The 24,705-nt window shown below is 66.8% G+C and carries 21 protein-coding genes; 10 read left to right on the forward strand and 11 right to left on the reverse strand.

Annotation, left to right across the window (positions count from 1 at the left end):
• Positions 1-25: 25 nt before the first annotated feature.
• The 6 genes from G6N42_RS16840 to G6N42_RS16865 are packed head-to-tail and all read left to right on the forward strand — an operon-like array spanning position 26 to position 8,547.
• Positions 26-1,870, forward strand: a complete 1,845-nt coding sequence (locus tag G6N42_RS16840) for an acyclic terpene utilization AtuA family protein (protein WP_163730611.1) — start codon at positions 26-28, stop codon at positions 1,868-1,870.
• A gap of 49 nt (positions 1,871-1,919) precedes the next feature.
• Positions 1,920-3,074 carry an acyl-CoA dehydrogenase family protein gene (locus G6N42_RS16845; protein ID WP_163730612.1) on the forward strand — a complete coding sequence of 385 codons (1,155 nt, stop codon included), beginning with the start codon at positions 1,920-1,922 and terminating at the stop codon, positions 3,072-3,074.
• Positions 3,071-4,666, forward strand: a complete 1,596-nt coding sequence (locus tag G6N42_RS16850) for an acyl-CoA carboxylase subunit beta (RefSeq protein ID WP_163730613.1) — start codon at positions 3,071-3,073, stop codon at positions 4,664-4,666. Before G6N42_RS16845 ends, G6N42_RS16850 begins: the two co-directional genes overlap by 4 nt.
• 7 nt (positions 4,667-4,673) lie before the next feature.
• Complete coding sequence (locus tag G6N42_RS16855) at positions 4,674-6,620, forward strand: acetyl/propionyl/methylcrotonyl-CoA carboxylase subunit alpha (protein ID WP_163730614.1); 1,947 nt, start codon at positions 4,674-4,676, stop codon at positions 6,618-6,620.
• On the forward strand, positions 6,617-7,777 hold the full coding sequence (locus G6N42_RS16860; RefSeq protein ID WP_163730615.1) for an acyl-CoA dehydrogenase family protein: 1,161 nt from the start codon (positions 6,617-6,619) through the stop codon (positions 7,775-7,777). The genes G6N42_RS16855 and G6N42_RS16860 overlap by 4 nt, the downstream gene beginning before the upstream one ends.
• Positions 7,777-8,547 carry an enoyl-CoA hydratase family protein gene (locus G6N42_RS16865; RefSeq protein WP_163730616.1) on the forward strand — a complete coding sequence of 257 codons (771 nt, stop codon included), beginning with the start codon at positions 7,777-7,779 and terminating at the stop codon, positions 8,545-8,547. The genes G6N42_RS16860 and G6N42_RS16865 overlap by 1 nt, the downstream gene beginning before the upstream one ends.
• On the opposite strand, the gene G6N42_RS16870 is transcribed toward G6N42_RS16865, so the two are convergent.
• Both G6N42_RS16870 and G6N42_RS16875 read right to left on the reverse strand, forming a co-directional pair.
• The gene (locus G6N42_RS16870; RefSeq protein ID WP_163730617.1) at positions 8,544-9,446 is read right to left on the reverse strand and encodes an HTTM domain-containing protein; all 903 of its coding nucleotides are present in this window, start codon (positions 9,444-9,446) and stop codon (positions 8,544-8,546) included. The two genes, G6N42_RS16865 and G6N42_RS16870, sit on opposite strands and share 4 nt — an antisense overlap.
• The gene (locus G6N42_RS16875) at positions 9,443-10,027 is read right to left on the reverse strand and encodes a hypothetical protein (protein WP_163730618.1); all 585 of its coding nucleotides are present in this window, start codon (positions 10,025-10,027) and stop codon (positions 9,443-9,445) included. The genes G6N42_RS16870 and G6N42_RS16875 overlap by 4 nt, the downstream gene beginning before the upstream one ends.
• Before the next feature lie 23 nt (positions 10,028-10,050).
• On the opposite strand from G6N42_RS16875, the gene G6N42_RS16880 reads away from it, so the two are divergent.
• A complete protein-coding gene (locus G6N42_RS16880) occupies positions 10,051-10,812 on the forward strand; it encodes an SDR family oxidoreductase (protein WP_163730619.1) in 762 nt (253 codons plus the stop codon).
• Between the two features lie 158 nt (positions 10,813-10,970).
• Positions 10,971-11,552 (forward strand): DUF1707 SHOCT-like domain-containing protein, encoded by a 582-nt coding sequence (locus G6N42_RS16885; RefSeq protein ID WP_163730620.1) that lies wholly within the window; start codon positions 10,971-10,973, stop codon positions 11,550-11,552.
• 9 nt (positions 11,553-11,561) lie between these two features.
• Here G6N42_RS16885 and G6N42_RS16890 read toward each other — a convergent pair whose 3' ends face one another.
• Positions 11,562-13,553 (reverse strand): VWA domain-containing protein, encoded by a 1,992-nt coding sequence (locus G6N42_RS16890; RefSeq protein WP_163730621.1) that lies wholly within the window; start codon positions 13,551-13,553, stop codon positions 11,562-11,564.
• Complete coding sequence (locus tag G6N42_RS16895; RefSeq protein WP_163730622.1) at positions 13,546-14,928, reverse strand: sigma 54-interacting transcriptional regulator; 1,383 nt, start codon at positions 14,926-14,928, stop codon at positions 13,546-13,548. The genes G6N42_RS16890 and G6N42_RS16895 overlap by 8 nt, the downstream gene beginning before the upstream one ends.
• Before the next feature lie 147 nt (positions 14,929-15,075).
• Here G6N42_RS16895 and G6N42_RS16900 point away from each other — a divergent pair, with 147 nt between their 5' ends.
• Complete coding sequence (locus G6N42_RS16900) at positions 15,076-15,333, forward strand: DUF7218 family protein (protein ID WP_163730623.1); 258 nt, start codon at positions 15,076-15,078, stop codon at positions 15,331-15,333.
• A 68-nt stretch (positions 15,334-15,401) separates the two neighbouring features.
• Here G6N42_RS16900 and purH read toward each other — a convergent pair whose 3' ends face one another.
• From purH to sfnG, 5 genes are read right to left on the reverse strand one after another with little or no spacing between them, the layout of a single operon-like run.
• Positions 15,402-16,970, reverse strand: a complete 1,569-nt coding sequence (gene purH, locus G6N42_RS16905) for a bifunctional phosphoribosylaminoimidazolecarboxamide formyltransferase/IMP cyclohydrolase (RefSeq protein WP_163730624.1) — start codon at positions 16,968-16,970, stop codon at positions 15,402-15,404.
• Positions 16,967-17,596 carry a phosphoribosylglycinamide formyltransferase gene (gene purN, locus G6N42_RS16910; RefSeq protein WP_163730625.1) on the reverse strand — a complete coding sequence of 210 codons (630 nt, stop codon included), beginning with the start codon at positions 17,594-17,596 and terminating at the stop codon, positions 16,967-16,969. Before purN ends, purH begins: the two co-directional genes overlap by 4 nt.
• Before the next feature lie 10 nt (positions 17,597-17,606).
• The gene (locus tag G6N42_RS16915; RefSeq protein WP_163730626.1) at positions 17,607-19,112 is read right to left on the reverse strand and encodes a cell division protein PerM; all 1,506 of its coding nucleotides are present in this window, start codon (positions 19,110-19,112) and stop codon (positions 17,607-17,609) included.
• 59 nt (positions 19,113-19,171) lie between these two features.
• Positions 19,172-20,014: a DUF5336 domain-containing protein gene (locus G6N42_RS16920; protein WP_163730627.1), complete on the reverse strand. Its 843-nt coding sequence runs from the start codon at positions 20,012-20,014 to the stop codon at positions 19,172-19,174.
• A gap of 49 nt (positions 20,015-20,063) precedes the next feature.
• Positions 20,064-21,194: a dimethylsulfone monooxygenase SfnG gene (gene sfnG / locus G6N42_RS16925; RefSeq protein ID WP_163730628.1), complete on the reverse strand. Its 1,131-nt coding sequence runs from the start codon at positions 21,192-21,194 to the stop codon at positions 20,064-20,066.
• A 117-nt stretch (positions 21,195-21,311) separates the two neighbouring features.
• Between sfnG and G6N42_RS16930 the strand changes: the two genes are divergently transcribed.
• Positions 21,312-22,160, forward strand: coding sequence for an LLM class F420-dependent oxidoreductase (locus tag G6N42_RS16930; RefSeq protein ID WP_163730629.1), 849 nt, complete (start codon positions 21,312-21,314; stop codon positions 22,158-22,160).
• 2 nt (positions 22,161-22,162) lie between these two features.
• Here G6N42_RS16930 and G6N42_RS16935 read toward each other — a convergent pair whose 3' ends face one another.
• Both G6N42_RS16935 and sucD read right to left on the reverse strand, forming a co-directional pair.
• The gene (locus G6N42_RS16935) at positions 22,163-23,695 is read right to left on the reverse strand and encodes an acetyl-CoA acetyltransferase (protein WP_163730630.1); all 1,533 of its coding nucleotides are present in this window, start codon (positions 23,693-23,695) and stop codon (positions 22,163-22,165) included.
• An 87-nt stretch (positions 23,696-23,782) separates the two neighbouring features.
• Complete coding sequence (gene sucD / locus G6N42_RS16940; protein WP_163730631.1) at positions 23,783-24,697, reverse strand: succinate--CoA ligase subunit alpha; 915 nt, start codon at positions 24,695-24,697, stop codon at positions 23,783-23,785.
• Positions 24,698-24,705: the final 8 nt, after the last annotated feature.

Raw genomic sequence — 24,705 nt, forward strand, 5'->3', positions numbered from 1 at the left:
TGGTTGATACGTCGCAAGGAGGCGCGTGGCTACTAGTTCTGCAGCGGTCCGCATCGGCAACTGCTCGGGCTTTTACGGTGACCGTCTCGCGGCCATGCGAGAGATGCTCACCGGCGGTGAGCTGGACTATCTCACCGGTGACTACCTCGCCGAACTCACGATGCTGATCCTGGCCCGCGACCGCGTCAAGTCGCCCGACCGCGGCTACGCGAAGACCTTTCTGATCCAGCTCGAGGAGTGCCTCGGCACCGCGCTGGATCGCGGCGTGCGGATCGTCGCGAACGCCGGCGGCCTCAACCCCGCCGGGTTGGCACAGGCGGTGCGCGATCTGGCGGACCGCCTCGGGCTGAGCGTGCGGGTGGCCCACGTCGAGGGCGACGATCTGCTGCCACGCGCCGAGGAGTTGGGCTTCGGAGCCGCTACGGCGGCGACATCGGGCTTCGGAGCCGCTACGGCGGCGACATCGGGCTTCGGAGCCGCTACGGCGGCGACATCGGGCTTCGGCGCCGCTACCGCGGAGACGCCGGCCGCGGGCACACCGCTGGCGGCCAACGCGTACCTCGGGGCGTGGGGCATCGTCGACTGCCTGAACTCCGGCGCGGACGTGGTCGTCACCGGTCGCGTCACGGACGCGTCGGTCATAGTCGGGCCGGCTGCCGCGCACCACGGATGGGGTCGCACCGACTACGACCGGCTCGCGGGCGCGATCGCCGCAGGCCACGTCATCGAGTGCGGCGCACAGGCCACCGGCGGCAACTACTCGTTCTTCACCGAGATAGCCGACCTCACGCATCCGGGCTTTCCACTCGCCGAAATCCACTCCGACGGATCGTCGGTCATCACCAAACACCCGGGTACGGGCGGAGCGGTCACCATCGACACCGTCACCGCACAACTGCTCTACGAGATCACCGGTGCGCGATACGCCAATCCCGATGCGACGCTGCGCGTCGACACCATCGAACTCAGCGACGACGGACCGGACCGCGTTCGCATCAGCGGGGTGACGGGCGAAGCGCCGCCTCCGACGTTGAAGGTCTCGCTCAACAGCATCGGTGGATTCCGCAACGAGATGACCTTGGTGCTCACCGGATTGGACATCGAGGCCAAGGCCGCGCTGGTGCGCAGACAGCTCGAGAGCGCCCTGGCGGTCAAGCCCGCCGAGATGCAATGGACGCTGGCGCGCACCGACCACGCCGACGCCGACACCGAGGAAGCCGCGAGCGCACTGCTGCGTTGCGTGGTGCGCGACCCCGATCCGGCCAACGTCGGACGTCAATTCTCTTCGGCGGCTGTCGAACTCGCGTTGGCCAGCTATCCTGGTTTCACCAGCACCGCCCCCCCGGGTGACGGTCAGATCTATGGCGTTTTCCACCCCGCGTTCGTGCCCGCCACCGAGGTCGCCCATGTCGCCGTCCACGCCGACGGCGGCCGCACCGACATCGCCCCGGCCGCCGAGACACTGGACCTGGCGCCGGTGGCACCGCCCGAGCTGCCCTCGGCGCAGTCGTTCGGCGAAACCCGACGCGTGCCGCTGGGACGGATTGCCGGTGCGCGCAGCGGCGACAAGGGCGGCAGCGCCAATGTCGGGTTGTGGGTACGGCGCGACGACCACTGGCGATGGCTGGCGCACACCATCACCGTCGACAAGCTTCGCGAGTTACTGCCTGAGACAGCGGATTTGGAAGTCATCCGCCACCTGCTGCCTCGGCTGCGCGCGGTCAACTTCGTGATCGAGGGCATCCTAGGTCAAGGGGTGGCCTATCAGGCCCGCTTCGATCCACAGGCCAAGGGTCTTGGTGAATGGCTACGCAGCCGCCATGTCGACATCCCTGAGGAGTGCTTGTCACCCGAAGGCGAGCGCGAGTGAGGATCGCAGCGAGGCACGAGCGAGGACCGGAGCGAGTGGGAGTCGAGGAATGAGCACAGCCATCTGGCACACCCCGGAACGGGAACAACTTCGAAAGACGGTGCGGGCGTTCGCAGAACGCGAGATCTTGCCCAACGTCGACGAGTGGGAGCGCAGCGGCGACCTGCCCCGCGAGCTGCACCGCAAGGCTGGCGATGCGGGCTTGCTGGGGGCAGGCATGCCCGAAGCCGTCGGAGGGGGCGGCGGCGACGGTGCGGACGCGGTGGTCATCTGCGAGGAGATGCACTACTCCGGCGCACCCGGCGGCGTGTTCGCCTCGCTGTTCACCTGCGGGATCTCGGTGCCGCACATGATCGCCTCCGGGGACGAGCGGTTGATCGACACCTATGTGCGGCCGACACTGCGCGGCGACCTGATCGGCAGCCTCGCCATCACCGAACCGGGGGGCGGCTCGGACGTCGGGCACCTGACCACGCGCGCCGTCCGCGATGGCGACGATTACGTCATCAACGGCGCGAAGACCTACATCACGTCCGGTGTGCGGGCGGACTATGTGGTGACCGCAGCGCGCACGGGAGGCGCCGGCGCTGCGGGTGTTTCGCTGATCGTCGTCCACAAGAACACACCCGGATTCGAAGTCAGCCGCAAACTGGACAAAATGGGCTGGCGGTCCAGTGACACCGCAGAGCTCTCCTACACAGATGTGCGGGTGCCGGCCGCCAACCTCATCGGTGGAGAGAACACCGGATTCATCCAGATCGCAGGCGCATTCGTCTCCGAACGGGTCGGGCTGGCCGCGCAGGCATACGCGAGCGCGCAACGGTGCCTCGACCTGACCGTCGAATGGTGCCGCAACCGCGAGACGTTCGGCAGGCCGTTGATCACACGTCAATCCGTGCAGAACACCCTCGCCGAGATGGCGCGACGCATCGATGTGGCCCGCGTGTACACCCACAGCGTGGTGGAGCGCCAGCTCGCGGGTGAGACCAACCTGATCACCGAGGTGTGCTTCGCCAAGAACACCGCCGTGGAGGCCGGCGAGTGGGTGGCCAATCAGGCAGTGCAGCTGTTCGGCGGAATGGGATACATGAGCGAATCCGAGGTGGAGCGGCAGTACCGCGACATGCGCATCCTGGGCATCGGCGGTGGGACGACGGAGATCCTCACCAGCCTCGCGGCGAAAACCCTTGGTTTCCAACCATGACCGCGCTGAAGTCGACGATCGACAAGAGGTCCTCGGCGTTCTCCGAGGCCGCGGACGTGATGACCGCCAAACTCGCCGAACTCGAGACCGAACACGCCAAGGCGTTGGCCGGTGGCGGTGAAAAGTACGTCCAACGTCATCACGACCGCGGAAAGATGACCGCGCGCGAACGCATCGAGATGCTGCTCGACCCCGACTCGCCGTTCCTGGAACTCAGCCCGCTGGCCGCATGGGGTAGCGACTTCGCCGTCGGGGCCAGCGTCGTGACGGGCATCGGCGCGATCGAGGGCGTGGAGTGCCTAATCGTGTCCAACGACCCAACGGTCAAGGGCGGCACCAGCAATCCGTGGACTCTGAAAAAGATCCTGCGCGCCAATCAGATCGCGCTGCAGAACCGGCTGCCGGTGGTGTCACTGGTGGAATCCGGCGGCGCCGATCTGCCGACGCAGAAAGAGATATTCATACCCGGCGGTCAGATGTTCCGCGACCTCACCCGGCTCTCGGCGGCGGGCATCCCGACCATCGCGCTGGTGTTCGGCAACTCGACGGCCGGCGGTGCCTACATCCCCGGAATGTCCGACCACGTGGTGATGATCAAGGAGCGTTCCAAGGTCTTCCTGGCCGGGCCGCCGCTGGTGAAGATGGCGACCGGCGAGGAATCCGACGACGAATCGCTGGGCGGCGCCGAGATGCACGCCCGCACTTCGGGACTCGGTGACTACTTCGCGGTCGACGAGCTCGACGCGATCCGCATCGGCCGTCGCATCGTGGCCAGGTTGAACTGGCGCAAGCAGGGCCCACCGCCGGGCCCGGTCACCGAGCCGCTGTTCGACCCGGAGGAGCTGGTCGGCATCGTCCCCGCCGATCTGCGTATCCCGTTCGATCCGCGTGACGTCATCGCCCGCATCGTCGACGGCTCCGACTTCGACGAGTTCAAACCCCTATACGGTGGCTCCCTGGTGACCGGCTGGGCCACCCTCTACGGCTATCCGATCGGCGTCCTGGCCAACCACCGCGGGGTGTTGTTCTCCGAGGAGTCGCAGAAGGCCACCCAGTTCATCCAGCTGGCCAACCGCGCCGACACGCCACTGTTGTTCCTGCACAACACGACCGGCTACATGGTCGGCCGCAAATACGAGGAGGGCGGGATGATCAAGCACGGCTCGATGATGATCAACGCCGTCTCGAATTCGACCGTGCCGCACATCTCCCTGCTGATCGGCGCCTCCTACGGTGCGGGCCACTACGGGATGTGCGGCCGCGCCTACGATCCCCGGTTTCTTTTCGCGTGGCCCAGCTCCAAGTCCGCGGTCATGGGGGGCACGCAGCTGGCGGGCGTGCTGTCGATTGTCAGCCGTGCCGCCGCCGAGGCTCGCGGCCAGCAGGTCGACGAGGACGCCGACGCCGCGCTGCGGGCCGCGGTGGAGGCGCAGATCGAGGCGGAGTCGCTGCCGATGTTCCTGTCCGGCCGACTCTACGACGACGGGGTGATCGACCCGCGAGACACCCGCACCGTGCTGGGAATGTGCCTGTCCGCCATTGCCAATGGCCCGATCACGGGGACGTCGAACTTCGGCGTCTTCCGGATGTGAGGCACGCATGATCACTCGAGTGCTGGTTGCCAATCGTGGCGAGATCGCTCGCCGCGTCTTCGACACGTGCCGCAAGCTCGGCATCGGCACGGTCGCCGTTTACACCGATCCCGACGCGGCGTCTCCGCACGTCGCCGAGGCCGACGCCCGGGTGCGGCTCGAAGGCACCAGGGGCTACCTCGACGCGGCGCAGCTGATCGCCGCCGCACAGGCGGCCGGGGCCGACGCGATCCACCCCGGATACGGATTCTTGTCGGAGAACGCTGAGTTCGCCGCCGCGGTAACCGATGCCGGGCTTACGTGGATCGGTCCACCGGTGGCCGCGGTCGCCGCAATGGGCTCCAAGATCGAGGCGAAGAAAATGATGGCGGCCGCGGGCGTCCCGGTGCTCGAGGAACTTGATCCCGATACCGTCTCCGCCGACCAGTTGCCGGTGCTGATCAAGGCCTCTGCCGGTGGCGGCGGCCGTGGTATGCGGGTGGTCGACGAATTGTCGTCGTTGCCCGGGCACGTGGAGGCCGCACGCCGCGAAGCGCAGTCGGCCTTCGGCGATCCGACCGTGTTCTGCGAGCGCTACCTCGCCTCCGGTCATCACGTCGAGGTCCAGGTGATGGCCGACCAGCACGGCACCGTGTGGGCGGTCGGCGAACGCGAATGCTCGATCCAGCGCCGCCATCAGAAGATCATCGAAGAGGCGCCCTCGCCACTCGTCGAGCGGACGGAAGGCATGCGCGCCAAGCTGTTCGACGCCGCGCGGTTGGCCGCCGAGGCCATCGGATACGCCGGTGCGGGCACCGTCGAGTTCATGGCGGACCCAGATGGTCCAGGGGCGGGGTCCTTCTATTTCCTCGAGATGAACACCCGACTGCAGGTCGAACATCCCGTCACCGAGGCCACCACCGGGCTGGACCTCGTCGAGTTGCAGCTGCACGTCGCCGATGGCGGACGGCTCGATCCCGAACCGCCACCGTCGCGTGGATCGTCAATCGAGGCACGGCTGTACGCCGAAGACCCGGCGAAGAACTGGCAGCCGCAGGCGGGCACCGTGCACCGGTTCGCGGTACCGCAGACGGTGCGTGTCGACACCGGCATCAAGGACGGCTCGGAGGTGTCGACCTTCTACGACCCGATGCTCGCCAAGGTCATCTCCTACGCACCCACGCGACGCCAGGCCGCGGCCGTCCTTGCCGATGCGCTGACCCGCACCCGGCTGCACGGCATCAGGACCAACCGCGATTTGTTGGTCAACGTGCTGCGGCACCCGGCGTTCCTCGACGGCGCCACCGACACGGCGTTTTTCGACACCCACGGCCTCGACCGGTTATCCGCCCCACTGGGCGACGACCGGGCCGCCGCACTCTCGGCGGTCGCCGCGGCACTCGCCGATGCCGCGCAGAACCGGGACAACGCAACGGTGTTCGCCGCCGCACCGAGCGGCTGGCGCAGCCTGGCGTCCGGATTCCAGACCAAGTCCTACAGCGACGCTGCCGGCGGCGAACACATCGTGCGCTACCGCTGTACCCGCAACGGCGTGCACCTTCCCGACCACGACGGCGTCGGTCCGTTGTCCTCCGCCGCCGATCGCGTCGTGCTGTCCATTGCCGGTGTGGAGCGTGCCTTCGATGTCGCGCGATACGGCGCCGACGTGTACGTCGACTCATCCCTGGGGCCCGTGCATCTCGTGGCGCTACCTCGCTTCGGCGACCTCGATGCCGCTGTTGCCCAGGGGTCGCTGTTGGCGCCCATGCCCGGATCGGTGTTGCGCATCGGCGCCGCGGTGGGCGACCCGGTGATTGCCGGCCAGCCACTGGTGTGGCTGGAGGCGATGAAGATGGAGCACACCGTGACCTCGCCCGGCGACGGAGTGCTCGCCGAACTCAACGTCGAGGTCGGCCAGCAGGTCGACGTCGGGGCCGTACTCGCCCGAGTGGACAACCCTGAAGGAATCACATGAGTAGCTTCGTCGAGACCGAAGAACAGCAGGCCCTGCGCAAGGCAGTCGCCGCGATGGCCGCCAACTATGGCGAGAAGTACTATCTGGAGAAGTCCCGCAAAGGTGAGCACACCACCGAATTATGGAGCGAGGCAGGCAAACTCGGCTTCATCGGGGTCAACCTGCCCGAAGAGTACGGCGGCGGCGGGGCAGGCATGTACGAGTTGTCGCTGGTCATGGAGGAGATGGCTGCCGCCGGCTCGGCGCTGCTGCTGATGGTGGTGTCCCCCGCCATCAACGGCACCATCATCGCCAAGTTCGGCACCGAGGAGCAGAAGAAGCGCTGGATCCCGGGAATCGCCGACGGTTCGATCACCATGGCGTTCGCGATCACCGAACCCGACGCCGGGTCGAACAGTCACAAGATCACCACCACCGCCCGCCGTGACGGCAGCGACTGGATTCTGTCGGGTCAGAAGGTGTACATCTCGGGCGTCGACCAGGCGCAGGCGGTGCTGGTCGTCGGACGCACTGAGGACCACAAGACGGGCAATCTCAAGCCCGCACTGTTCGTGGTGCCCACCGATACACCGGGCATGACGTGGACCAAGATCGACATGGAGATCGTCAGCCCCGAGAACCAGTTCCAGCTGTTCTTGGACGAGGTGCGACTTCCCGCCGACGCGCTCGTCGGGTCCGAAGACGCGGCCATCGCGCAACTGTTCGCCGGACTCAACCCGGAGCGCATCATGGGCGCCGCCAGCGCGGTCGGGATGGGCCGGTTCGCGATCAACAAGGCCACCGAGTATGTCAAGACGCGCCAGGTGTGGAAGACGCCGATCGGCGCGCACCAAGGACTGTCACACCCGTTGGCGCAGAACCACATCGAGATCGAGCTGGCGAAGCTGATGATGCAGAAGGCCGCATCGCTGTACGACCTCGGCGACGACGTCGGCGCGGCCGAGGCCGCCAACATGGCCAAGTATGCGGCGGGTGAGGCGTCGGTGCGCGCGGTCGATCAGGCGGTGCAGTGCCTCGGCGGCAACGGCCTGACGAAGGAGTATGGCATCGCCTCGGTGCTGGTGGCGTCGCGGTTGGCCCGCATCGCACCCGTGAGCCGAGAGATGATCCTCAACTTCGTCGCGCAGACGTCACTGGGTCTGCCCAGGTCGTACTGATGAGCGCGCTCGTCCGCTATTCCGTCGAGGGCAGCGTTGCGCGCCTGACGCTGGACTCGCCGGAGAACCGCAATGCGCTGTCGACCGCACTGGTGGACCAGCTGCATCAGGGCCTGACCGACGCCACCACGGACGGCGGAGTCCGTGCGGTGGTGCTCGGCCACACCGGCGGAACCTTCTGCGCAGGAGCCGATCTCGCACAGGCCTCGGGTGGTGACCCCGCTGATATCGCCGTCGAACGGGCACGCGAACTGACCCGGCTGCTGCGCCGGATCCTCGAACTGCCGATCCCGGTGATCGGCGCGATCGACGGACACGTCCGCGCCGGTGGGCTGGGACTCGTGGGCGCATGCGACATCGCGGTGGCGGGCCAGGCGAGCACATTCGCGTTGACCGAAGCGCGCATTGGTGTCGCGCCGTCGATCATTTCGCTCACCCTGCTGCCGAAGATGACGACCCGCGCCGCGGGGCGCTACTTCGTGACCGGCGAGAAGTTCGGCGCCGCCGAGGCCGCCGACATCGGCCTGATCACCGTCGCCACCGACGACGTCGAGGCAACGGTGGCGGCCCTGGCCGCAGAGATCGGCAAGGCCTCGCCGCAGGGCTTGGCCGCCTCCAAGGCCCTGACCACCGCGCCGCTGCTGGCGGCGTTCGACCGGGATGCCGAGGCGTTGACGCGGCAGTCCGCCGAATTGTTCGTCTCCGAAGAGGCCAGAGAAGGCATGATGGCCTTTCTGCAGAAGCGCCCGCCGAACTGGGTGAGTTCCTAAGTAGCGGGTTCTTTTTCGGCAGGCCGACGCCATCGGCCGGCAATTCGCGACGGGATGTCGCGAACCGTGTCCGCAGGAACGAACGCGACGTAGAGAACGAAGATCGCGATGCTGAAGAACGCGACGTTGAGGTTGACCATTATCGCGAGGTGCATCACGACCCCTGCGCCGAGCACCCACCACCGCAGGTGCCGATTCCACACCAGGACCGCGATCGCCAACTCGATCGCGAGGGTGCCCCACGACAGCGCGTTGACCAGAATCGCGCTGTCGGCCAACCACTCCGGCGTGGGCAGCATCGCCCACCGGCCATCGCTGCGCCAGGCGTAGAAGACCGCGGAGCCCTCGGTCCACGTCTTACCGGTGAGCTTCGCCTGTACCGAGACGAGATAGATCACCGATAGCTGAACCTGCAGCAATCGGACAGGCCACACCGACCGCTTCTGTGCCGACCAGAACAAACCGGTCCGACGCCGCTGATCCATGGACAGCGCCGCGCCGCATGAACAGAGCGCCATGATGAGCGCGATGATGCTAAGGATCGCATCACCGCCGTTGACGATGTACATACCGCGTCGCACGAACGATTGAAGCAACACAAACACGGCAACTGCGGCAATCCTGCTGTGCCAACCGACGGTCAGCGCGAGCCCCGATGCCAGCAGCAGCACCCAGCAGATCAGCAGGGCCCGGTCCCCTGGCCAGATCTCCAGGACGCTCCACTGATAGTCGAGCCGCGCGGGCTGCGGCGCCACACCCTGCTCGCCGAACACTCCGTACAGATCGGGCAGGAGCGCCAGCGTCCACCCGACGGTCACCACGCCGAACACAATCCGGACGAGGCCGAGAGTGTAGACCGGCTCGGACGTGAACCAGAAGGCGTTCCACCGGTCCTTCATCGGGTCCCCGCCAACTGCTCTCGGTAGATGATCTTCGTTGCGGTGGGTCGACGTGTCCCGCTTTCGCCCTCCCGGTCGGCGGGTGCCTGCAGTGTCTCTGTGCGAAGGATTATCTCGACGGCGACGGCCTGCTCGTCGGGCCCCGTCACTTGTCTGACAACCCAGCGCGCCAACTGCGGTCGCAAGTTGGCGTCGAGCACGGCGTAATACCGCACCTTCAACCATCTGTCCCACCAGCCGATGCCGGGCTGGCCGGGCTGCGTCGTCCACGTCTTGGTCTCGCCGTCCGCCATCTTGACCTGGACCTCGATCATGTCCGCCCGCTTGCTCGGATCTGGCGCGTACATTGCCCAGCCCTGGTCCAATCCCGTCGGCACCGCGACCGGAGCGAGAGCGGGTTGCACGACCCGCTTGATCGGTGAATCCGGCAGGTTCCACGCGACACACACAAGGAACGCGACCACCAGCAGGCCACTGATCACCATCTTGCCGACCCGGGACTCCTCGAAACGCTGCTGCACAGTGGACAGCTCGCCGAGCCTCGAGCGCAGGCCTCGTAGGTCGTCGTCGCCATCAGTCACAGCCCGCATCTTAGGGTCTAGGCATGGCCCGCGAAATTCTTGTCATTGGAGCAACGGGCACACTCGGCAGACAGGTGCTGACCACCGCGGTGGCGGCCGGACACCAGGTGCACGCGCTGAGCCGACGCGAACGTCGCGACAACCCGGCGGTGCGATGGCATCGTGGCGATCTGCTCGATGGCGCCGGGATCGACGCGGCGGTCGACGGGATGGACGTGATCGTCAACTGCGCCACGCAGCCGACCGGCGACAAGGATGTCAACGCGATGCAGCACCTGACGTCGGCGGTGCGACGCGCCGGCGTCGGCCACCTCGTGCACGTATCGATCGTCGGTATCGACCGAATCCCGTTGCCCTACTACCGGACCAAGATCCGCGCCGAGCAAGCACTCGACACGTCCGGCGTCGCCCATACAGTGCTGCGCGCCACCCAGTTCCACGACCTGATCGCCACCAGCTTCGCGATCCAGCGGTACTCCCCCGCGCTGTGGGCCCTTCGCGGCGTCAGCTTCCAGCCGATTGACACCCGCGACGTCGCGCGCCGGCTCGTCGAGCTGATCGATTCCGAGCCGTCGGGCCGGGTGCCCGACATCGGCGGACCGACGGTGCACACGCATGCCGAGTTGGGGCGGATGTACCTGACCGCGCGTGGCGGCCGCCGCAAAGTGGTGGCCGTCCCCATCCCGGGACGCATCGCAGCCGCGTACCGATCGGGCGCGCACCTCGCACCCGAGAACCCCATCGGCGCCATCGAGTTTGCCGACTACTTGGCAGGCACGGAATAACGTTTGCTTGTCTATCTGATTCGCCGGTACCGATGAGTGCACAGTTTGGACATCGGCCTTGCATGTGCCAGCGTTCGTCGTAGGCTCGTCGGTGATGAGCGGTTCCGCGAAGAACAGATGGTCGTAATGAGCGCCTGCGCAATGAACAGGTGGCCGGGATGAGTACTCCCGCGTCGCGGAACGGCTCAAGGCGCGCTGCAGACACCGATCGTATTCACATGGCGCAGCTGCTCACCGATGCCGCCGCCCAGGGCCGACTGCCGCTGAACGAATACGAAGAACGCCTGACCAGGGCTTACGCCGCGCAGACATACGACGAACTCGATCGGCTCTCCGCGGACCTGCCCGGTTCCGTCTCGCGCGGCCCCAGCGGCGGGCCGGTGCGGCCCGCACCCTCGACGATGCTGCTGGCAATCATGAGCGGGTTCGAGCGTCGCGGCCGCTGGAACGTGCCGAAGCGGATGACCACGTTTGCTCTCTTCGGCGGCGGCGTGGTGGATTTGCGGTACGCCGACTTCACCTCGCCGGAAGTCGAGATCCACTCGTACTCGATCTTCGGCGGCCAGACCATCTTGGTGCCGCCCGAGGTGAACGTGGACCTGCGTGGGGTCGGGGTGATGGGGTCCTTCGACCAAAGTGTGAGCGGGGAAGGTTCGCCGGGAGCACCCTGCGTGCGCATCCGCGGCTTCTCGCTGTGGGGCAGCGTCGGCGTCAAGCGCAGGAAGCGCAAGCCGGTCTAGCGGCACGGCTCAACGCCGACGCCGCGACCGCAGGTAGTCGCCGACGACGGCGGCACCCAGCCCGTCGAGATCGGGCACCACGACGCGTCCCTCGACACGACGCGCCACCTGATCGATGAACTTGGCCAGCCCCGGATCACTGCCCAACCGGAAGATCGTCACCTGCGCACCCAGCCCCGCCATATCGTCGAAGCCCTTGACCGTATGGGCAATGGTGCGGGGATGTGGCGGGTAGTCGAAGAACACTTGAGGCCCGCTCTCCGCGCCACCCGAGTAATTCTCCAGGTGTGCGGTGGGTTCACCGTCGGTCACGACGAGCAGCACCGGCTGCGCGTTGGGATGGCGGCGCAGGTGCCTACCCGCCAGTGCGAGCGCATGGTGCAGGTTGGTGCCCTGCTCGTACACGCCTTCCAGCCCGGTCAGTTCCGCCGTGGACACGGTGCGCGCATATCGGCCGAAAGCGATGATCTGCAACGCATCCGAGCGAAACCGCGTGCTGACGAGGTGGCTCAGCGCCAGCGCTGTGCGCTTCATCGGCAGCCACCGGTTCTCCATCACCATCGAGAATGACGTGTCGACCAGCAGTGCTACTGCCGCCTGGGTGCGGGTCTCGGTCTCGGAGATCTCCACGTCCTCGACGGCGAACTTCAACGGCATGTCGACGCCGCTGGTACCGGCCTGGCGCAGCACCGTGTTTGTCAACGTGCGGGTGACGTTCCAGGGTTCGGTGTCACCGAATGCCCACGGTCGCGTCGCGCCGGTGAGCTCTCCGGCCGCACCCGCGCGACGGGTTTCGCGCTCGCCATGTCGCCCTGAAAGTTGCTGTGCCACATCGCGGAGCGCGGCCTGTCCGAGCTGTCGCATCGCTTTGGGAGACAGCCGCCACTGCCCGTCCGAGCCTCGGTCCAGGAACCCCTGGTCCATCAGGGCCCGCTCGAGTTCGGCCAACGTCTTGGCGTCGACCGCGGCCTCGTCGCCCAGTTGGCGAGCGAGCATGTCGAGATCGACGTCCTCCATCGTGGCGCCCGCGTAACTCTGCGAGAGCGCCTCAGCGAGCTCCTCCAGTTCGGCGATGTCGGCCATCGCCTGGGTGCCTTCTCCCATGCCCATCGGGTTTTCACCGGAGAACCGCGACGAACCATCCCAGTCCTCGCCCGGCCGTGCCGCTTGTAGGTGGCCGTCGAGCCGGTTGAGCGCATTCATCAGCGAGGGTGATCCAAATGCCTGCTGCGCCAACGCATCAAGCTCGGCGCGTTGATCAGCCGACAGGCTGTTACGGAAGCGCTGTGCGGCCGCGGCACGCTTGGCCAAAGAGTCCAGCAGCTCCTCGACGTTGCGCGGGTTCTCTGGGAAGAACTCGCCGTGCTTGTCCATGAAGTTTTGAAAATCTTCTTGCGTGTCGTTGTCCTGCGCATGCTTGTCCAGCAGATCGTTGAGATCGTCGAGCATCTCGTTGACACGTTGGCGGTCTTCGTCGGTGGCGTTCTCCATCGCCTGCTTCATGCCCGCGAAGCGCTGGTCGAGCATTTCGCGACCGAGGAGATCCTTGATCTGGTCGTACTTTTCGCGCGCCTCTGCACTGCGCCAATCGTAGTCGGAGAGCTCCTGCACGGCCTTTGCCGGCGAGGGCGGCAACGACTCGATGCGCATCTCGTTGAACCGTGCGTCGTCGTCCAGCGCGCGCGCCAGCTCCTTGCGCTCGGCGAGCACCGCCTCGTCCAGCAGCTTCTTGATCTCCTGCAGGGTGCCGTCGAGGTTGTTGCGCTGCAACAGTTCCCGGCGCCGGCGGTTGGCCTCGGCGGCGAGCTTGTCGGCACCGCGCATGTTCTGCGTGCCGCGCCGCATGAGCTCCGACAGCGCGCGCCGAGGTGAGCTGCCCTCCATGACGTCCTGGCCGATCTGCTCGAGCGCCTCGCGCAGGTCGATGGGCGGCGCCAGCGGATCAGGCCCGCCGGTGTATCGCGAATACCGTGTGAGGCGCCTGGCCCCGGGATCAGCCATAGACGGTTTCGCCTTCTGAGGACACCTTGTCGATCCGCTTGGCCAGATAGAGCGCCTCGAGCGCCATTTCGACGGCCGCCGCGCGCTGTCCGTCCGTCGTCGCCTCGAGCCGCTGCTGGATCTCGGCGATCGCCGGAACCTCGGGGACCGCTGCCAGCACGTCACGGGAGGACACGCGCTCTCCGGTGGTCACCGCGGAACCGTTCTCGATCGCCATCACCAGCGGCCCGACATCGATGCCGCCGAGCAGCCGCTGCGCGGTGTCCGCGGTGGCACGGCGCAGCAGGTGTTCGAGCACGGCCTGTTCCCGGCCTTCCTCACCGGATTCGAACTCCAGCTTGCCGCGCAGCACATCGATCACCGTCGAGAGGTCGACGACGCGCGCCACCGGATCCTGTTCGCCGAGGATGGCCGAACGATGTCGGGCCGAGGCGGCGACCGTCTCCGCGGCCGCGATCGCGAAGCGCGCCGACACACCGGAGCGCTGGTCGATGGACCGCGACTCGCGCAGGTAGCGCGCGAACCGGGCGAGGACGTGCACCAGGTACTCGGGCACCTCGGACGCGAGGTTGGCCTCCTGGTTGATGACGCCGACCTCGGCCTCGAGTTCGTACGGGTAGTGGGTGCGGATCTCGGCGCCGAAGCGATCCTTCAGTGGCGTGATGATGCGGCCGCGGTTGGTGTAGTCCTCGGGGTTGGCGCTGGCGACGACGAGGACGTCGAGCGGCAGTCGAAGGGTGTAGCCGCGCACCTGGATGTCGCGTTCCTCCATCACGTTGAGCATCGACACCTGGATGCGCTCCGCGAGGTCGGGCAACTCGTTGATCGCGACGATGCCTCGGTGCGCCCGCGGGATGAGGCCGTAGGCGATGGTCTCGGGGTCACCGAGGCTGCGGCCCTCGGCCACCTTGATCGGATCGATGTCGCCGACCAAGTCGGCCACGCTGGTATCCGGAGTCGCCAGCTTCTCGGTGTAGCGCTCGCTGCGATGTCGCCATTCGACGGGCAGGTCGTCGCCCGAGTCGGCGGCCCGACGGATGGATTCGGGGGTGATCGGCGAGTACGGGTGCTCGTTCAGTTCCGAGCCGGCGATGACGGGGGTCCACTCGTCGAGCAGGCCCGTCAGTGCGCGCAGCAGACGCGTCTTACCCTGCCCGCGTTCGCCCAGCAGCACGACGTCGTGCTCGGCGATCAGGGCCCGTTCCAGCTGCGGGATCACGGTGTCCTCGAAGCCCAGGATGCCCGGCCACGCGTCGCGACCCTCGGCAAGCGCGGCCAGCAGGTTGTCGCGGATTTCGGCCTTGACGCCGCGCTCGACGTGACCGGAGGCCCTCAGCTCGGCAACGGTCCGGGGCAAATCGTTAGGTGATGTCACAACTCCACGCTACGACTTGTGTCCCGAACGTGCGTGTCCCCGGTGGACACGCCGCCAATCCGTCACATTCTGCGCACGCTCGGCCGGTGAATAAATGCCTCGTCAGTGGGCACCCTCCGATCAGTAGTCGATCAAGGAGTGACAACCATGCCGAACCCGTCCATCAAGAACGAGAAGCTGTACGAGGACCTGCGCGAACAGGGCAACTCGAAGCAGAAGTCCGCCAGGATCGCCAACGCCGCCGCGGCGCGCGGCAAGTCGGCCGTTGGGCGCAAGGGCGGGAAATCCGGGTCGTACGACGATTGGACGGTCTCGGACCTGAAGAAGCGCGCCAAGGAGATCGGTCTCTCCGGCTACTCGTCGCTGACCAAGTCGAAGCTGATCGACAAGATCCGCAACTCGTAGCGCGAACGTGGGTTACCTGCACGCTGTCCGGACCGAGAGCGTGCGGGTAACCCACGTTCGGCGGGACGTCAGTGCGCGAAGTGGCGCGCCCCGGTGAGGTACAGCGTGATGCCCGCCTCGGCGGCCGCCGCGGTGACCTCGTCGTCGCGCACGGAACCACCGGGGTGCACGATCGCTTTCACGCCCGCGTTCGTGAGCACCTCGAGTCCGTCGGGGAACGGGAAGAACGCGTCGGACGCCGCGACGGCACCCTGCACACGATCACCCGCCCGCTGCACGGCCAGCTTGGCCGCGTCGACCCGATTGACCTGCCCCATGCCGACCCCGACGGTCGCGCCGTCGGCGGCGACCACGATCGCGTTCGACTTCACCGCGCGGCACGCCAACCACGCGAACTTCAGGTCGGCCAGCGTCGCCGGGTCGGCGGGTGATCCCGTCGCCAATTCCCAGTTCGCGGAATCGTCGCCGGGTGCGGTGAACTCGTCGCGCTGCTGGATCAGCAGGCCGCCGCTGATTTGACGAAACTCGGTCCCGCCCTGCTGCGGTTCGGACGCCAACAGCACGCGGATGTTCTTCTTGCGCGCCAGCACGTCCACGGCACCCGCCTCGTAGGCGGGCGCGATGATCACCTCGGTGAAGATGTCGGCGACCGTTTCCGCCATCTCGACGGTCACCTCGGTGTTGGCCGCGATCACCCCACCGAACGCCGACAGCGGATCGCATTCGTGTGCCTTGCGATGCGCATCGGCCACCGACACCGACGAGATCGCGATCCCGCACGGGTTGGCGTGCTTGATGATCGCCACACAGATCTCTTCGTGGTCGAACGCCGCGCGCCAGGCGGCGTCGGCATCGGTGTAGTTGTTGTAGGACATCTCTTTTCCGTGCAACTGCTGCGCCTGGGCCAGGCCCGGCCACCCCGAGTCGTAGCGATACAGCGCCGCCTGCTGATGCGGGTTCTCGCCGTACCGCAGCACCGCTTCGCGCCGGTACGTCGCGCCCGTCCACAGCGGCAGCGACGGCGGTGCGGCATCGCCTTCGGACGCCAGCACCGACGACATCCACGCCGCGACCGCGACGTCGTATTCGGCGGTGTGCCGGAATGCCAAGGAGGCCAGCTTCTTCCGCTCCTCCAGCGTGAAGCCACCGGAGCGTACCGCGGCGAGCACACCGTCGTAGCCCAGCGGATCGACCACCACCGCGACGCTCGGATGGTTCTTGGCGGCGGCGCGCACCATCGACGGGCCACCGATGTCGATCTGCTCGACGCATTCGTCTTCGCCCGCGCCGGAGTCGACGGTCTGGGTGAACGGGTAGAGGTTGACGACCACCAGCTCGAACGGCGCGACGCCGAGTTCGGCGAGTGCCGAAACATGTTCGGGCTTGCGCTGATCGGCGAGCAGTCCCGCGTGGACATGCGGGTGCAGGGTTTTGACCCTGCCGTCGAGCACCTCGGGGAACCCGGTGACCTGCTCGACGGAAGTGACCGGAATGCCAGCGTCGGCAATGGTTTTCGCGGTCGACCCGGTGGAGACGAGTTCGACGCCCGCCTCGTGCAGGCCACGCGCGAGGTCGGTGAGACCGGTCTTGTCGTACACGCTTATCAACGCGCGCCGGATAGCCCTGCGGTCAGTCATCCCAATGTCGCCTTTCGTCCGGTCCAGGTCACGCCGCGGGTAGCCACCGCGGCCAGCACGTCCACCAGCAGTCGTCGTTCGACGACTTTGATCCGCTCGTGCAGGGAAGCTTCGTCGTCGTCGTCGAGCACCGGCACGGCTTCTTGGGCCAGCAACGGTCCGGTGTCGGTGCCGGCATCGACGAGGTGCACGCTGCACCCCGTCACCTTGACTCCGTATTCCAGCGCGTCGGGTACCGCGTGTGCCCCGGGAAACGAGGGCAGCAGCGCCGGGTGGGTGTTGATGATCCGGCCCATGAAGCGGGAAAGAAAATGGGGCCCAAGGATTTTCATGAATCCGGCAGCCACGATCAAATCAGGTTTCTGCGCTGCGGTCGCGTCGGTGATCGCAGCATCCCAGGCCTCGCGGTCAGGGTGATCGCGCAGCCGCACGGTATAGCTGGGTACCGATGCCGACGCGGCGATGTCGACGGCCGGGCAGTCGCGATCCACCCCGACGGCGATGATGTCGGCCGGGTAATCGCCGCCGGTGGCGTCGAGGAGCGATCGCAGCAGCGAACCGGTACCGGATGCGAGCACCACAACGCGTGCGGGCACCTTCGGGGGCACTCGAAGCGGTTGCTGCACGCCTGGCAGCCTAATCGTCGCGATCGGGCGCCCGGTCCGTGGTCGCGCCCGGCGTGGCTTGATCGTCGGGGACGTCGTCGACGACGAAGTGGTCCTCGGGATCTCCGAACGCGTCCCGGTGTTCGTTCCGAGGCCGCGGAGGAGCGGCCGGGGGCTCGTCGAACGGTTCGTCGACGGCCTGCGCTTCGAGGTCGTCGATGGCTGCGTCCGCCTCGGGCTCGAACGCAGGCTCGAAGTCGGCCGCTGACTCGTCGTCGAACGCGGGCTCGAAGTCCGACTCGGCCTCGAGCTCGGCCTCAAACTCAGTCTCGGATTCGAGCTCGGTCTCGGATTCGAGCGCGGCTTCAGCTTCGGGCTCGGGTTCGGTTTTGGGCTTGGGAACCCTGACGCGCCTCGCGATGCCACCCGTCATCGCCACGGTCAGCGCCCCGATACCGGCGAACCACAGGAAGAGCGCGGGCCCGAACGTGGCCTGGTCGACGCCGACATCGCCGAAATTGCCCAGCCGCCCGCCGCCGGCGTAGCCGAGAACGGCCATGATCAGCGTCGCGAGCGCGGCCGCGACGATGAGCTTGCCGATCGCGGGCAGCAGGGGCAGCGGTCGTCGCGCCGCCTGCTGGCCCAACGCGACACCCGACACCGCGCCGACGATCAACAGCGCCACCCAGACCGGGCCCAGCGGTGGAGTCGGCACGGCGGCCAGCACCGGCAGCGCGGGGATGTCACCACCGAAGACGGTGAACGAGCTGAACGTCGCCAACCCGATGTGCGCACTGGACCCGACGGCGACCGCAGCCGTCCCGACGAGCACGTTGGGGATGTACAGAATCGCCAACAGCGTCAGGCTGAACTGACCGAACACCGAATCGGTGATCCCGTAGAGATCATGCATCGTCGCCCAGTGCACGATCATCGAACCGGTCATCACGACGCCGGACAGTCCCAGCAGCGCCAGAACGCCTGCACTGGCAGCCCTAATCGCGTCGGGCAGCCACCCGGGAAGCGGCGATTCCGACAAGACGCGCCTGCCGATGCGCGACCCGACCCCGATCACCGCGCCGGCCGCGTGCACCGCCAGGACGCTGCCGAACGCGCGCAGGGCGTCCGGCGTCTGAAGCTGGGTGAACACCGACGCCGCGTCGTGGACGATGGCCAGGGAGATCGCCGCGATCAGCAGCGGGCCGCCGACGGCCGATGCGACGACCCACCGCGTGACAAACCAGGAACCCTGCGGCGATGTCGCACGGGCGGTCGCGCGTGCGGTTCCCCACACCATGGCGAGCATGGGCAGCAACGGCATCACGCCCAGCTCACTACCGCCGATCGAGATCGGCACCATGTGTACGCCGAGCCACATGCTGGTGATCGCGCCCAGCGCGCCGGTCATGTCGCTGTTGGCGATCAACAGCTGCAGCAACACCACGGCCGCGATGACGCCCAGCGCCACGATGGACGGCCCGAACGCGACCCGAAGCAGCTCACGCGCCTGGCGTGTGCCGACTGGCCGGTTTTCCACTAAGGCCGCTCCTCGCACAAGCTCACACGCGCGCGAAGTTGACGCACGCGCGGCTCAGACTACGACGGTGGGGGGCCCGACTGCGTGGATGACGCTCCCGATTGCGACGGCATCTGCGCCTGGGTCGTCGGGGTGGAGCTCGACGGCGGCTGCCCGAAGGTCGGGAAACCGGTCGGAGGGGTCGGGGGCCCGCTCTGCTGACCGCTGGGTTGGCCGGCGGAAAATCCGCCGGTCGATGGGCCGCCACCCTGGTAACCGCCGTACTGCGACGGATAACCGGGACGTTGCGACAACCCCTGCTGGTGCTGCGGCGGGCCGCCGTGCTGAGACTGCTGACCGTAGTACGGCGCGCTCGGCCCGCCGTACTGGCCGTACTGCTGGTCATACCGGGGCTGCTGCGGCGCGGGCGGGGTGATGACGCCCGCATCGAACAGCAGCACCGCCACGGCGACGATCGCCTGGAACATGGTGAACGCGATGATCAGGTAGAGGCCCCAGTCGATGGACACGCCCTCTGGCGCTGTCAGCACGATGGCGATCACCAGGAGGAACGCCAGCACCGACAGCACCGCGACAGCCGCAGGAAATGGCTTCTGCTTCGGCAGCAGCGATACGCCGGCGATCAGCCCGGCCGCCAGCGCCGCGACGACGCCGAGATCCAGCAGCGTAGGAGTGAAGTAGTCCGCGCCTGCGGTGAACAGCGGCCCGAAGCTGGACAGGTACACGCCCAGGCCGAGGACCGCGACGGCGATGGTCAGGTACTTCGGCAGTTGGCTCGGACCCGCGGCTGGACCGGGCTCGGGCGCCCTACCGAACTGTTGGGTCGGCGCGGCGAACTGCGTGGTCGGCTGCTGGGCGGGCGGGTATCCGGGATTGCCGGGCGGACCTTGGGGGTACGACATGACCTCTCCTGTGCTGGACGGCTTCGAACCCACGCTAGCGCACTCCCGGTTACCGCGACGCCAGCAAGGGTTCCGCTGCGGAATGTTGCTCGGATTCCTCGATTTCGCGAACCAGCGGCAGCACGCGCGAACCGAAGTATTCGATCTCCTCCTGGAAATGCAGGAAGCCGCCGAGAATCAGATCGACGCCGCGTTTGCGGTATGCCGCAATGCGTTCCGCGATCTGTTCGGGCGTGCCGATCAATTGCGTGCGGAAGCCGTCGTTGTACTGAACCAGATCCTCGAATGTGGAGTCCGCCCACATACCACGGCGGTCGGATGTCGAGTTGCCTGCCTGCTGCACGGCGGCGTGAAATCCCTCAACGGCGGGCCGATTCGCCTTTGCGATGATCTCTCGCAGGACTTCCTTGGCTTCCCTTTCGGTGTCCCTCGCGATGATGAATCCGTTGAGCCCGACACGGACCTCGCGGCCCACGTCACGAGCGTGATTGCGTACGTCGACGACCTGCTCGGTCAAACCGTCGAAGTCCTTGCCGTTGGAGAAGTACCAGTCGGCATAGCGGCCGCCATTACGCCGTGCGGCCATCGAGTTGCCGCCCTGGAAGATTTCGGGATTCGGACGCTCGGACGTGTTGACGGGCTTGGGTTTCAGCGTGAAGTCGTGGATGCGGTAGAAGTCTCCGCGGAAATCCACGTCGCCCTCGGTCCAGATCTTGCGCAGCACTTGCAGGAACTCCGCACTGCGTCGGTACCGCTCGTCGTGCTCGAGCCAGGGCTCGCCCAGATGGGTGAATTCGTCCTTGAACCAGCCCGACACGACGTTGACGGCGAATCGACCGCCCGACAGCTGGTCGGCGGTCGCGCCGAGTTTGGCCAGCACACCCGGCTGCCACAGGCCCGGATGAACCGCGGCGATGACCTTGAGACGCTGCGTGGCCAGCAGCAGCGCGAGCGAGAAGCTCGTCGATTCGTGCTGAAACTCCGCGCCGTAACTGGCTTCGTAGCGGACCTGGGACAGCGCATACTCGAAGCCGTTGTTCTCGGCGGTGCGGGCCAGCTTGGCGTTGTACTCGTAGTTCCAGTCGGTGCGCTGCTCGATGTCGCTGGTGACCAGGCCACCGCTGACGTTGGGCACCCAGTAGGCGAACTTGATGTGATCGGCGATGCGTTCTGTCGTCATGCTGACCCATCCCATCGCCGGGGCGCCGCGAGGTCATCGGTATGGATCGCGGTGAACGAAACGCCGTTTTGGGGCCCCGACGTTGCCCTTCGGACTAGAACACGTTCTAATCCTGGTATGGACTACGGGCTCGTACTTTTCACCAGCGACCGGGGCATCGACCCCGCATCGGCAGCCAAACTCGCCGACGATCACGGTTTCACCACCTTCTACGTGCCCGAGCACACGCACATCCCGATCAAGCGTGAAGCCGCTCACCCCACCACCGGCGACGAGTCACTGCCCGACGACCGCTACATGCGCACCCTCGACCCCTGGGTGTCGCTCGGCGCCGCCTGCGCGGTCACCTCGCGGGTGCGGCTGTCCACGGCCGTCGCACTGCCGGTCGAGCACGACCCGATCACCCTGGCGAAGTCCATCGCCACACTGGATCATCTCTCCGGCGGCCGCGTCTCGCTTGGCGTCGGATTCGGCTGGAACACAGACGAATTGGCCGACCACAACGTGCCGCCCGGGCGGCGCCGCACGATGCTGCGCGAATACCTGGAGGCCATGCGCAGCCTGTGGACCGAGGAGGAAGCGTCCTACGAGGGCGAGTTCGTCAACTTCGGTCCAAGCTGGGCCTGGCCAAAGCCGGTTCAGGCGCACATCCCCGTGCTGGTCGGCGCGGCGGGCACCGAGAAGAACTTCAAGTGGATCGCGCGTTCGGCCGACGGCTGGATCACGACGCCGCGTGATTTCGACATCGACGCGCCGGTCAAGCTGCTGCAGGACACCTGGGCCGCGGCCGGTCGTGACGGAGCGCCGCAGATCGTCGCCCTGGACTTCAAGCCCGACCCCGACAAGCTCGCGAAGTGGGCCGACCTCGGGGTCACCGAGGTCCTTTTCGGCCTGCCCGACAAGTCCGAGGCCGAGGTGGCGGCCTATGTCGAACGGCTGGCGGGCAAGCTCGCTGCGCTCGTCTAGAACTAGGCCGGCGTGGCGGTGTTCTTCTTGCCGTCCGAGGTCACCGAGATCGCCGCGCCCAGCGGGTCACCCGTGGTCATCAGCTTCACGAGGTCTTCGTCCTCGGTGAGTGCCATGAACCGGCTGTCGTCGGCGTCGAGTCGACCGATGATGACACCCGTGGTGACGGGCCAGTCGTAGCGCACCGAATAGGTCTCGATCCTGCCCCGACCCTCGGCGTTACGGGTGACCGCCACCTTGGGCAGCGCGGCGATATCCGCCTGCAGCGCCTTGCTGCGGTCGGCTACCCAGTCGGCGGGCTCCGTCGAGTAGACGCCCACCGAGTACTTGCTCATGACGCCGCCGTTCGCGCCGACGAGACCGAATGTGCCTGGATGGTCTCGCATTTGGCTCACCGTCTCGGCGATGCCGTGCAGTGAGTAGCTGTTACCCGGGCCGCCGAAGTACGGCAGACCGCCGGTGAGCGTGAGGCCCCGCGGATCGTCGGCCGCCAGCCCGAACTCGTCGCACACGGTGAAGACCGGGAACGGGAAGCAGCTGTAGAGGTCGAATGTCGCCACGTCGTCGATGCCGATTCCAGCGACCCGAAGTGCTTCTGCGACAGACTGTCTGGCCGATACGCTGATGCTGACATCGACGCGGTCCAGCAGATCCTGTTCGGTCTGGTCGGCATGACCACGCAGGTACACCCAGTTGTCCTCGGACACGCCAAGCCGTTGCGCAGCGGCAACCGACATCAGCAGTGCGGCCGCACCTTGGTTCACCTGATCGCGGGCCACCATCAAACGCGGATACGGATCGCAGATCATCCGGTTGTCGTCGGTGACCGTGATCAGCTCATCCACCGAACGTTCGACCGGGGATGACGAAAACGGGTTCTTGGCAGCCACTTTGGAGAACGGCGCGAACAGTTCAGCCATCTGCACGCGGTAGTCGGCGACACTGAGACCCAGTCGGCCGCGGCGCGCGTTGTCCAGCAGGCCGTACTGCACCGGCGCACCGGTCAGCCCGTGCGTCGCGGTGTACTCGCTCATGTACTGCTCGAAGCCGTAACCCCGGTCCTCGAGCTGGCCCCCGACGGTCTCACTGTGATCTGGCTTGTCGTCGCGGCGCGCGAAAGTCCGCAACGTGGAGCCGTTCTCGGAACCCAGGATCAGCGCGACCTCGATGTCGCCTGCCGCTATCGCCCCGGCGAACTCCGTCACCAGCTTCTGCGGTCCGTTGCCGCCGATGGGCTCCAGCACCGCGCGGGCCGGATCCGCGCCGACGCGCCTGGCCACCGACCGAAGGTAGTTGTCCGAACAACCCAGCGGCGGCTTCTCGAACGGCGTACAGATCTCGAACTGCCGCAGTCCGACGAACACCTCGATGGCCTTCGCCACGTTACCGGCGTCGACACCGGTGTCGGCCAGGGCGGCCTGTACCGCAGCCGTCGCCAGCTCCACCGATGACATGCCCCGATAGGAGGGATCGTCGATGCGCTCGGTGAATTGGCCGACACCGACCAACACCGGCGTGCGCGGATCGACCGCCATTACAGACCTCCTGACGCGTGTTAATTCGTCAGGCTAATCGATAACTAGAACGTGTTACTAATTCTGCGGCGCATCTCACGCCCCGAGTCAGAGGCTCTGCAGGATCTCCCGCGCCAGGCGCGCCGTCTCCGACGGGGTCTTGCCCACCTTCACACCGGCGGCCTCGAGGGCTTCCTTCTTGGCCTGTGCGGTGCCCGACGAGCCCGACACGATGGCGCCGGCGTGGCCCATGGTCTTGCCTTCGGGTGCCGTGAAGCCCGCGACGTAGCCGACGACCGGCTTGCTGACGTTGGCCTTGATGTAGTCGGCAGCCCGCTCCTCGGCGTCGCCACCGATCTCACCGATCATCACGATGACCTTGGTCGCCGGATCCTTCTCGAACGCCTCGATGGCGTCGATGTGGGTGGTGCCGATGACGGGGTCACCACCGATGCCGATGGCGGTCGAGAAGCCGAAGTCACGCAGCTCGAACATCATCTGGTAGGTCAGCGTGCCCGACTTCGACACCAGACCGACCGGGCCCGAGCCGGTGATGTTGGCAGGCGTGATGCCCGCCAGCGCCTCACCCGGCGTGATGATGCCCGGGCAGTTGGGGCCGATGATGCGGGTCTTCGGCGCCCCGTCGCCACCTTTAGACAGGTTGTACGCCCACGCATAAGCGCTGTCCTGCACCGGAATTCCCTCGGTGATGACGACCAGCAGCGGGATCTCGGCGTCGATGGCCTCGATGATCGCGTCCTTGGCGAACTTCGGTGGCACGAAGACGACGGACACGTCGGCGCCCGTCTCCTTCATCGCCTCGGAGACCGAGCCGAACACCGGTAAACGGACCTCTTTGCCCTCGCTGTCGACGTGGGACACCTCAGTCCCGGCCTTGCGGGCATTCACGCCGCCGACCAGCTGGGTACCTGCCTTCAGCATGAGCGCGGTGTGCTTGGTGCCCTCACCGCCGGTGATGCCCTGGACGATGACCTTGGAGTCTGCGTTCAGAAAGATCGACATATCAAGAT

Source organism: Mycobacterium gallinarum (genome assembly GCF_010726765.1).
Classification (GTDB): Bacteria; Actinomycetota; Actinomycetes; order Mycobacteriales; family Mycobacteriaceae; genus Mycobacterium; species Mycobacterium gallinarum.

What these genes read in the sequence shown, in the direction of transcription:
- G6N42_RS16845 (WP_163730612.1), top strand. Translation starts at nt 1,920, where the DNA reads ATGAGCACAGCCATCTGGCACACCCCGGAACGGGAACAACTTCGAAAG.
- G6N42_RS16850 (WP_163730613.1), top strand. Translation starts at nt 3,071, where the DNA reads ATGACCGCGCTGAAGTCGACGATCGACAAGAGGTCCTCGGCGTTCTCC.
- G6N42_RS16855 (WP_163730614.1), top strand. Translation starts at nt 4,674, where the DNA reads ATGATCACTCGAGTGCTGGTTGCCAATCGTGGCGAGATCGCTCGCCGC.
- G6N42_RS16860 (WP_163730615.1), top strand. Translation starts at nt 6,617, where the DNA reads ATGAGTAGCTTCGTCGAGACCGAAGAACAGCAGGCCCTGCGCAAGGCA.
- G6N42_RS16865 (WP_163730616.1), top strand. Translation starts at nt 7,777, where the DNA reads ATGAGCGCGCTCGTCCGCTATTCCGTCGAGGGCAGCGTTGCGCGCCTG.
- G6N42_RS16870 (WP_163730617.1), bottom strand. Translation starts at nt 9,446, where the DNA reads ATGAAGGACCGGTGGAACGCCTTCTGGTTCACGTCCGAGCCGGTCTAC.
- G6N42_RS16880 (WP_163730619.1), top strand. Translation starts at nt 10,051, where the DNA reads ATGGCCCGCGAAATTCTTGTCATTGGAGCAACGGGCACACTCGGCAGA.
- G6N42_RS16885 (WP_163730620.1), top strand. Translation starts at nt 10,971, where the DNA reads ATGAGTACTCCCGCGTCGCGGAACGGCTCAAGGCGCGCTGCAGACACC.
- G6N42_RS16890 (WP_163730621.1), bottom strand. Translation starts at nt 13,553, where the DNA reads ATGGCTGATCCCGGGGCCAGGCGCCTCACACGGTATTCGCGATACACC.
- G6N42_RS16900 (WP_163730623.1), top strand. Translation starts at nt 15,076, where the DNA reads ATGCCGAACCCGTCCATCAAGAACGAGAAGCTGTACGAGGACCTGCGC.
- purH (WP_163730624.1), bottom strand. Translation starts at nt 16,970, where the DNA reads ATGACTGACCGCAGGGCTATCCGGCGCGCGTTGATAAGCGTGTACGAC.
- G6N42_RS16920 (WP_163730627.1), bottom strand. Translation starts at nt 20,014, where the DNA reads ATGTCGTACCCCCAAGGTCCGCCCGGCAATCCCGGATACCCGCCCGCC.
- sfnG (WP_163730628.1), bottom strand. Translation starts at nt 21,194, where the DNA reads ATGACGACAGAACGCATCGCCGATCACATCAAGTTCGCCTACTGGGTG.
- G6N42_RS16930 (WP_163730629.1), top strand. Translation starts at nt 21,312, where the DNA reads ATGGACTACGGGCTCGTACTTTTCACCAGCGACCGGGGCATCGACCCC.
- G6N42_RS16935 (WP_163730630.1), bottom strand. Translation starts at nt 23,695, where the DNA reads ATGGCGGTCGATCCGCGCACGCCGGTGTTGGTCGGTGTCGGCCAATTC.
- sucD (WP_163730631.1), bottom strand. Translation starts at nt 24,697, where the DNA reads ATGTCGATCTTTCTGAACGCAGACTCCAAGGTCATCGTCCAGGGCATC.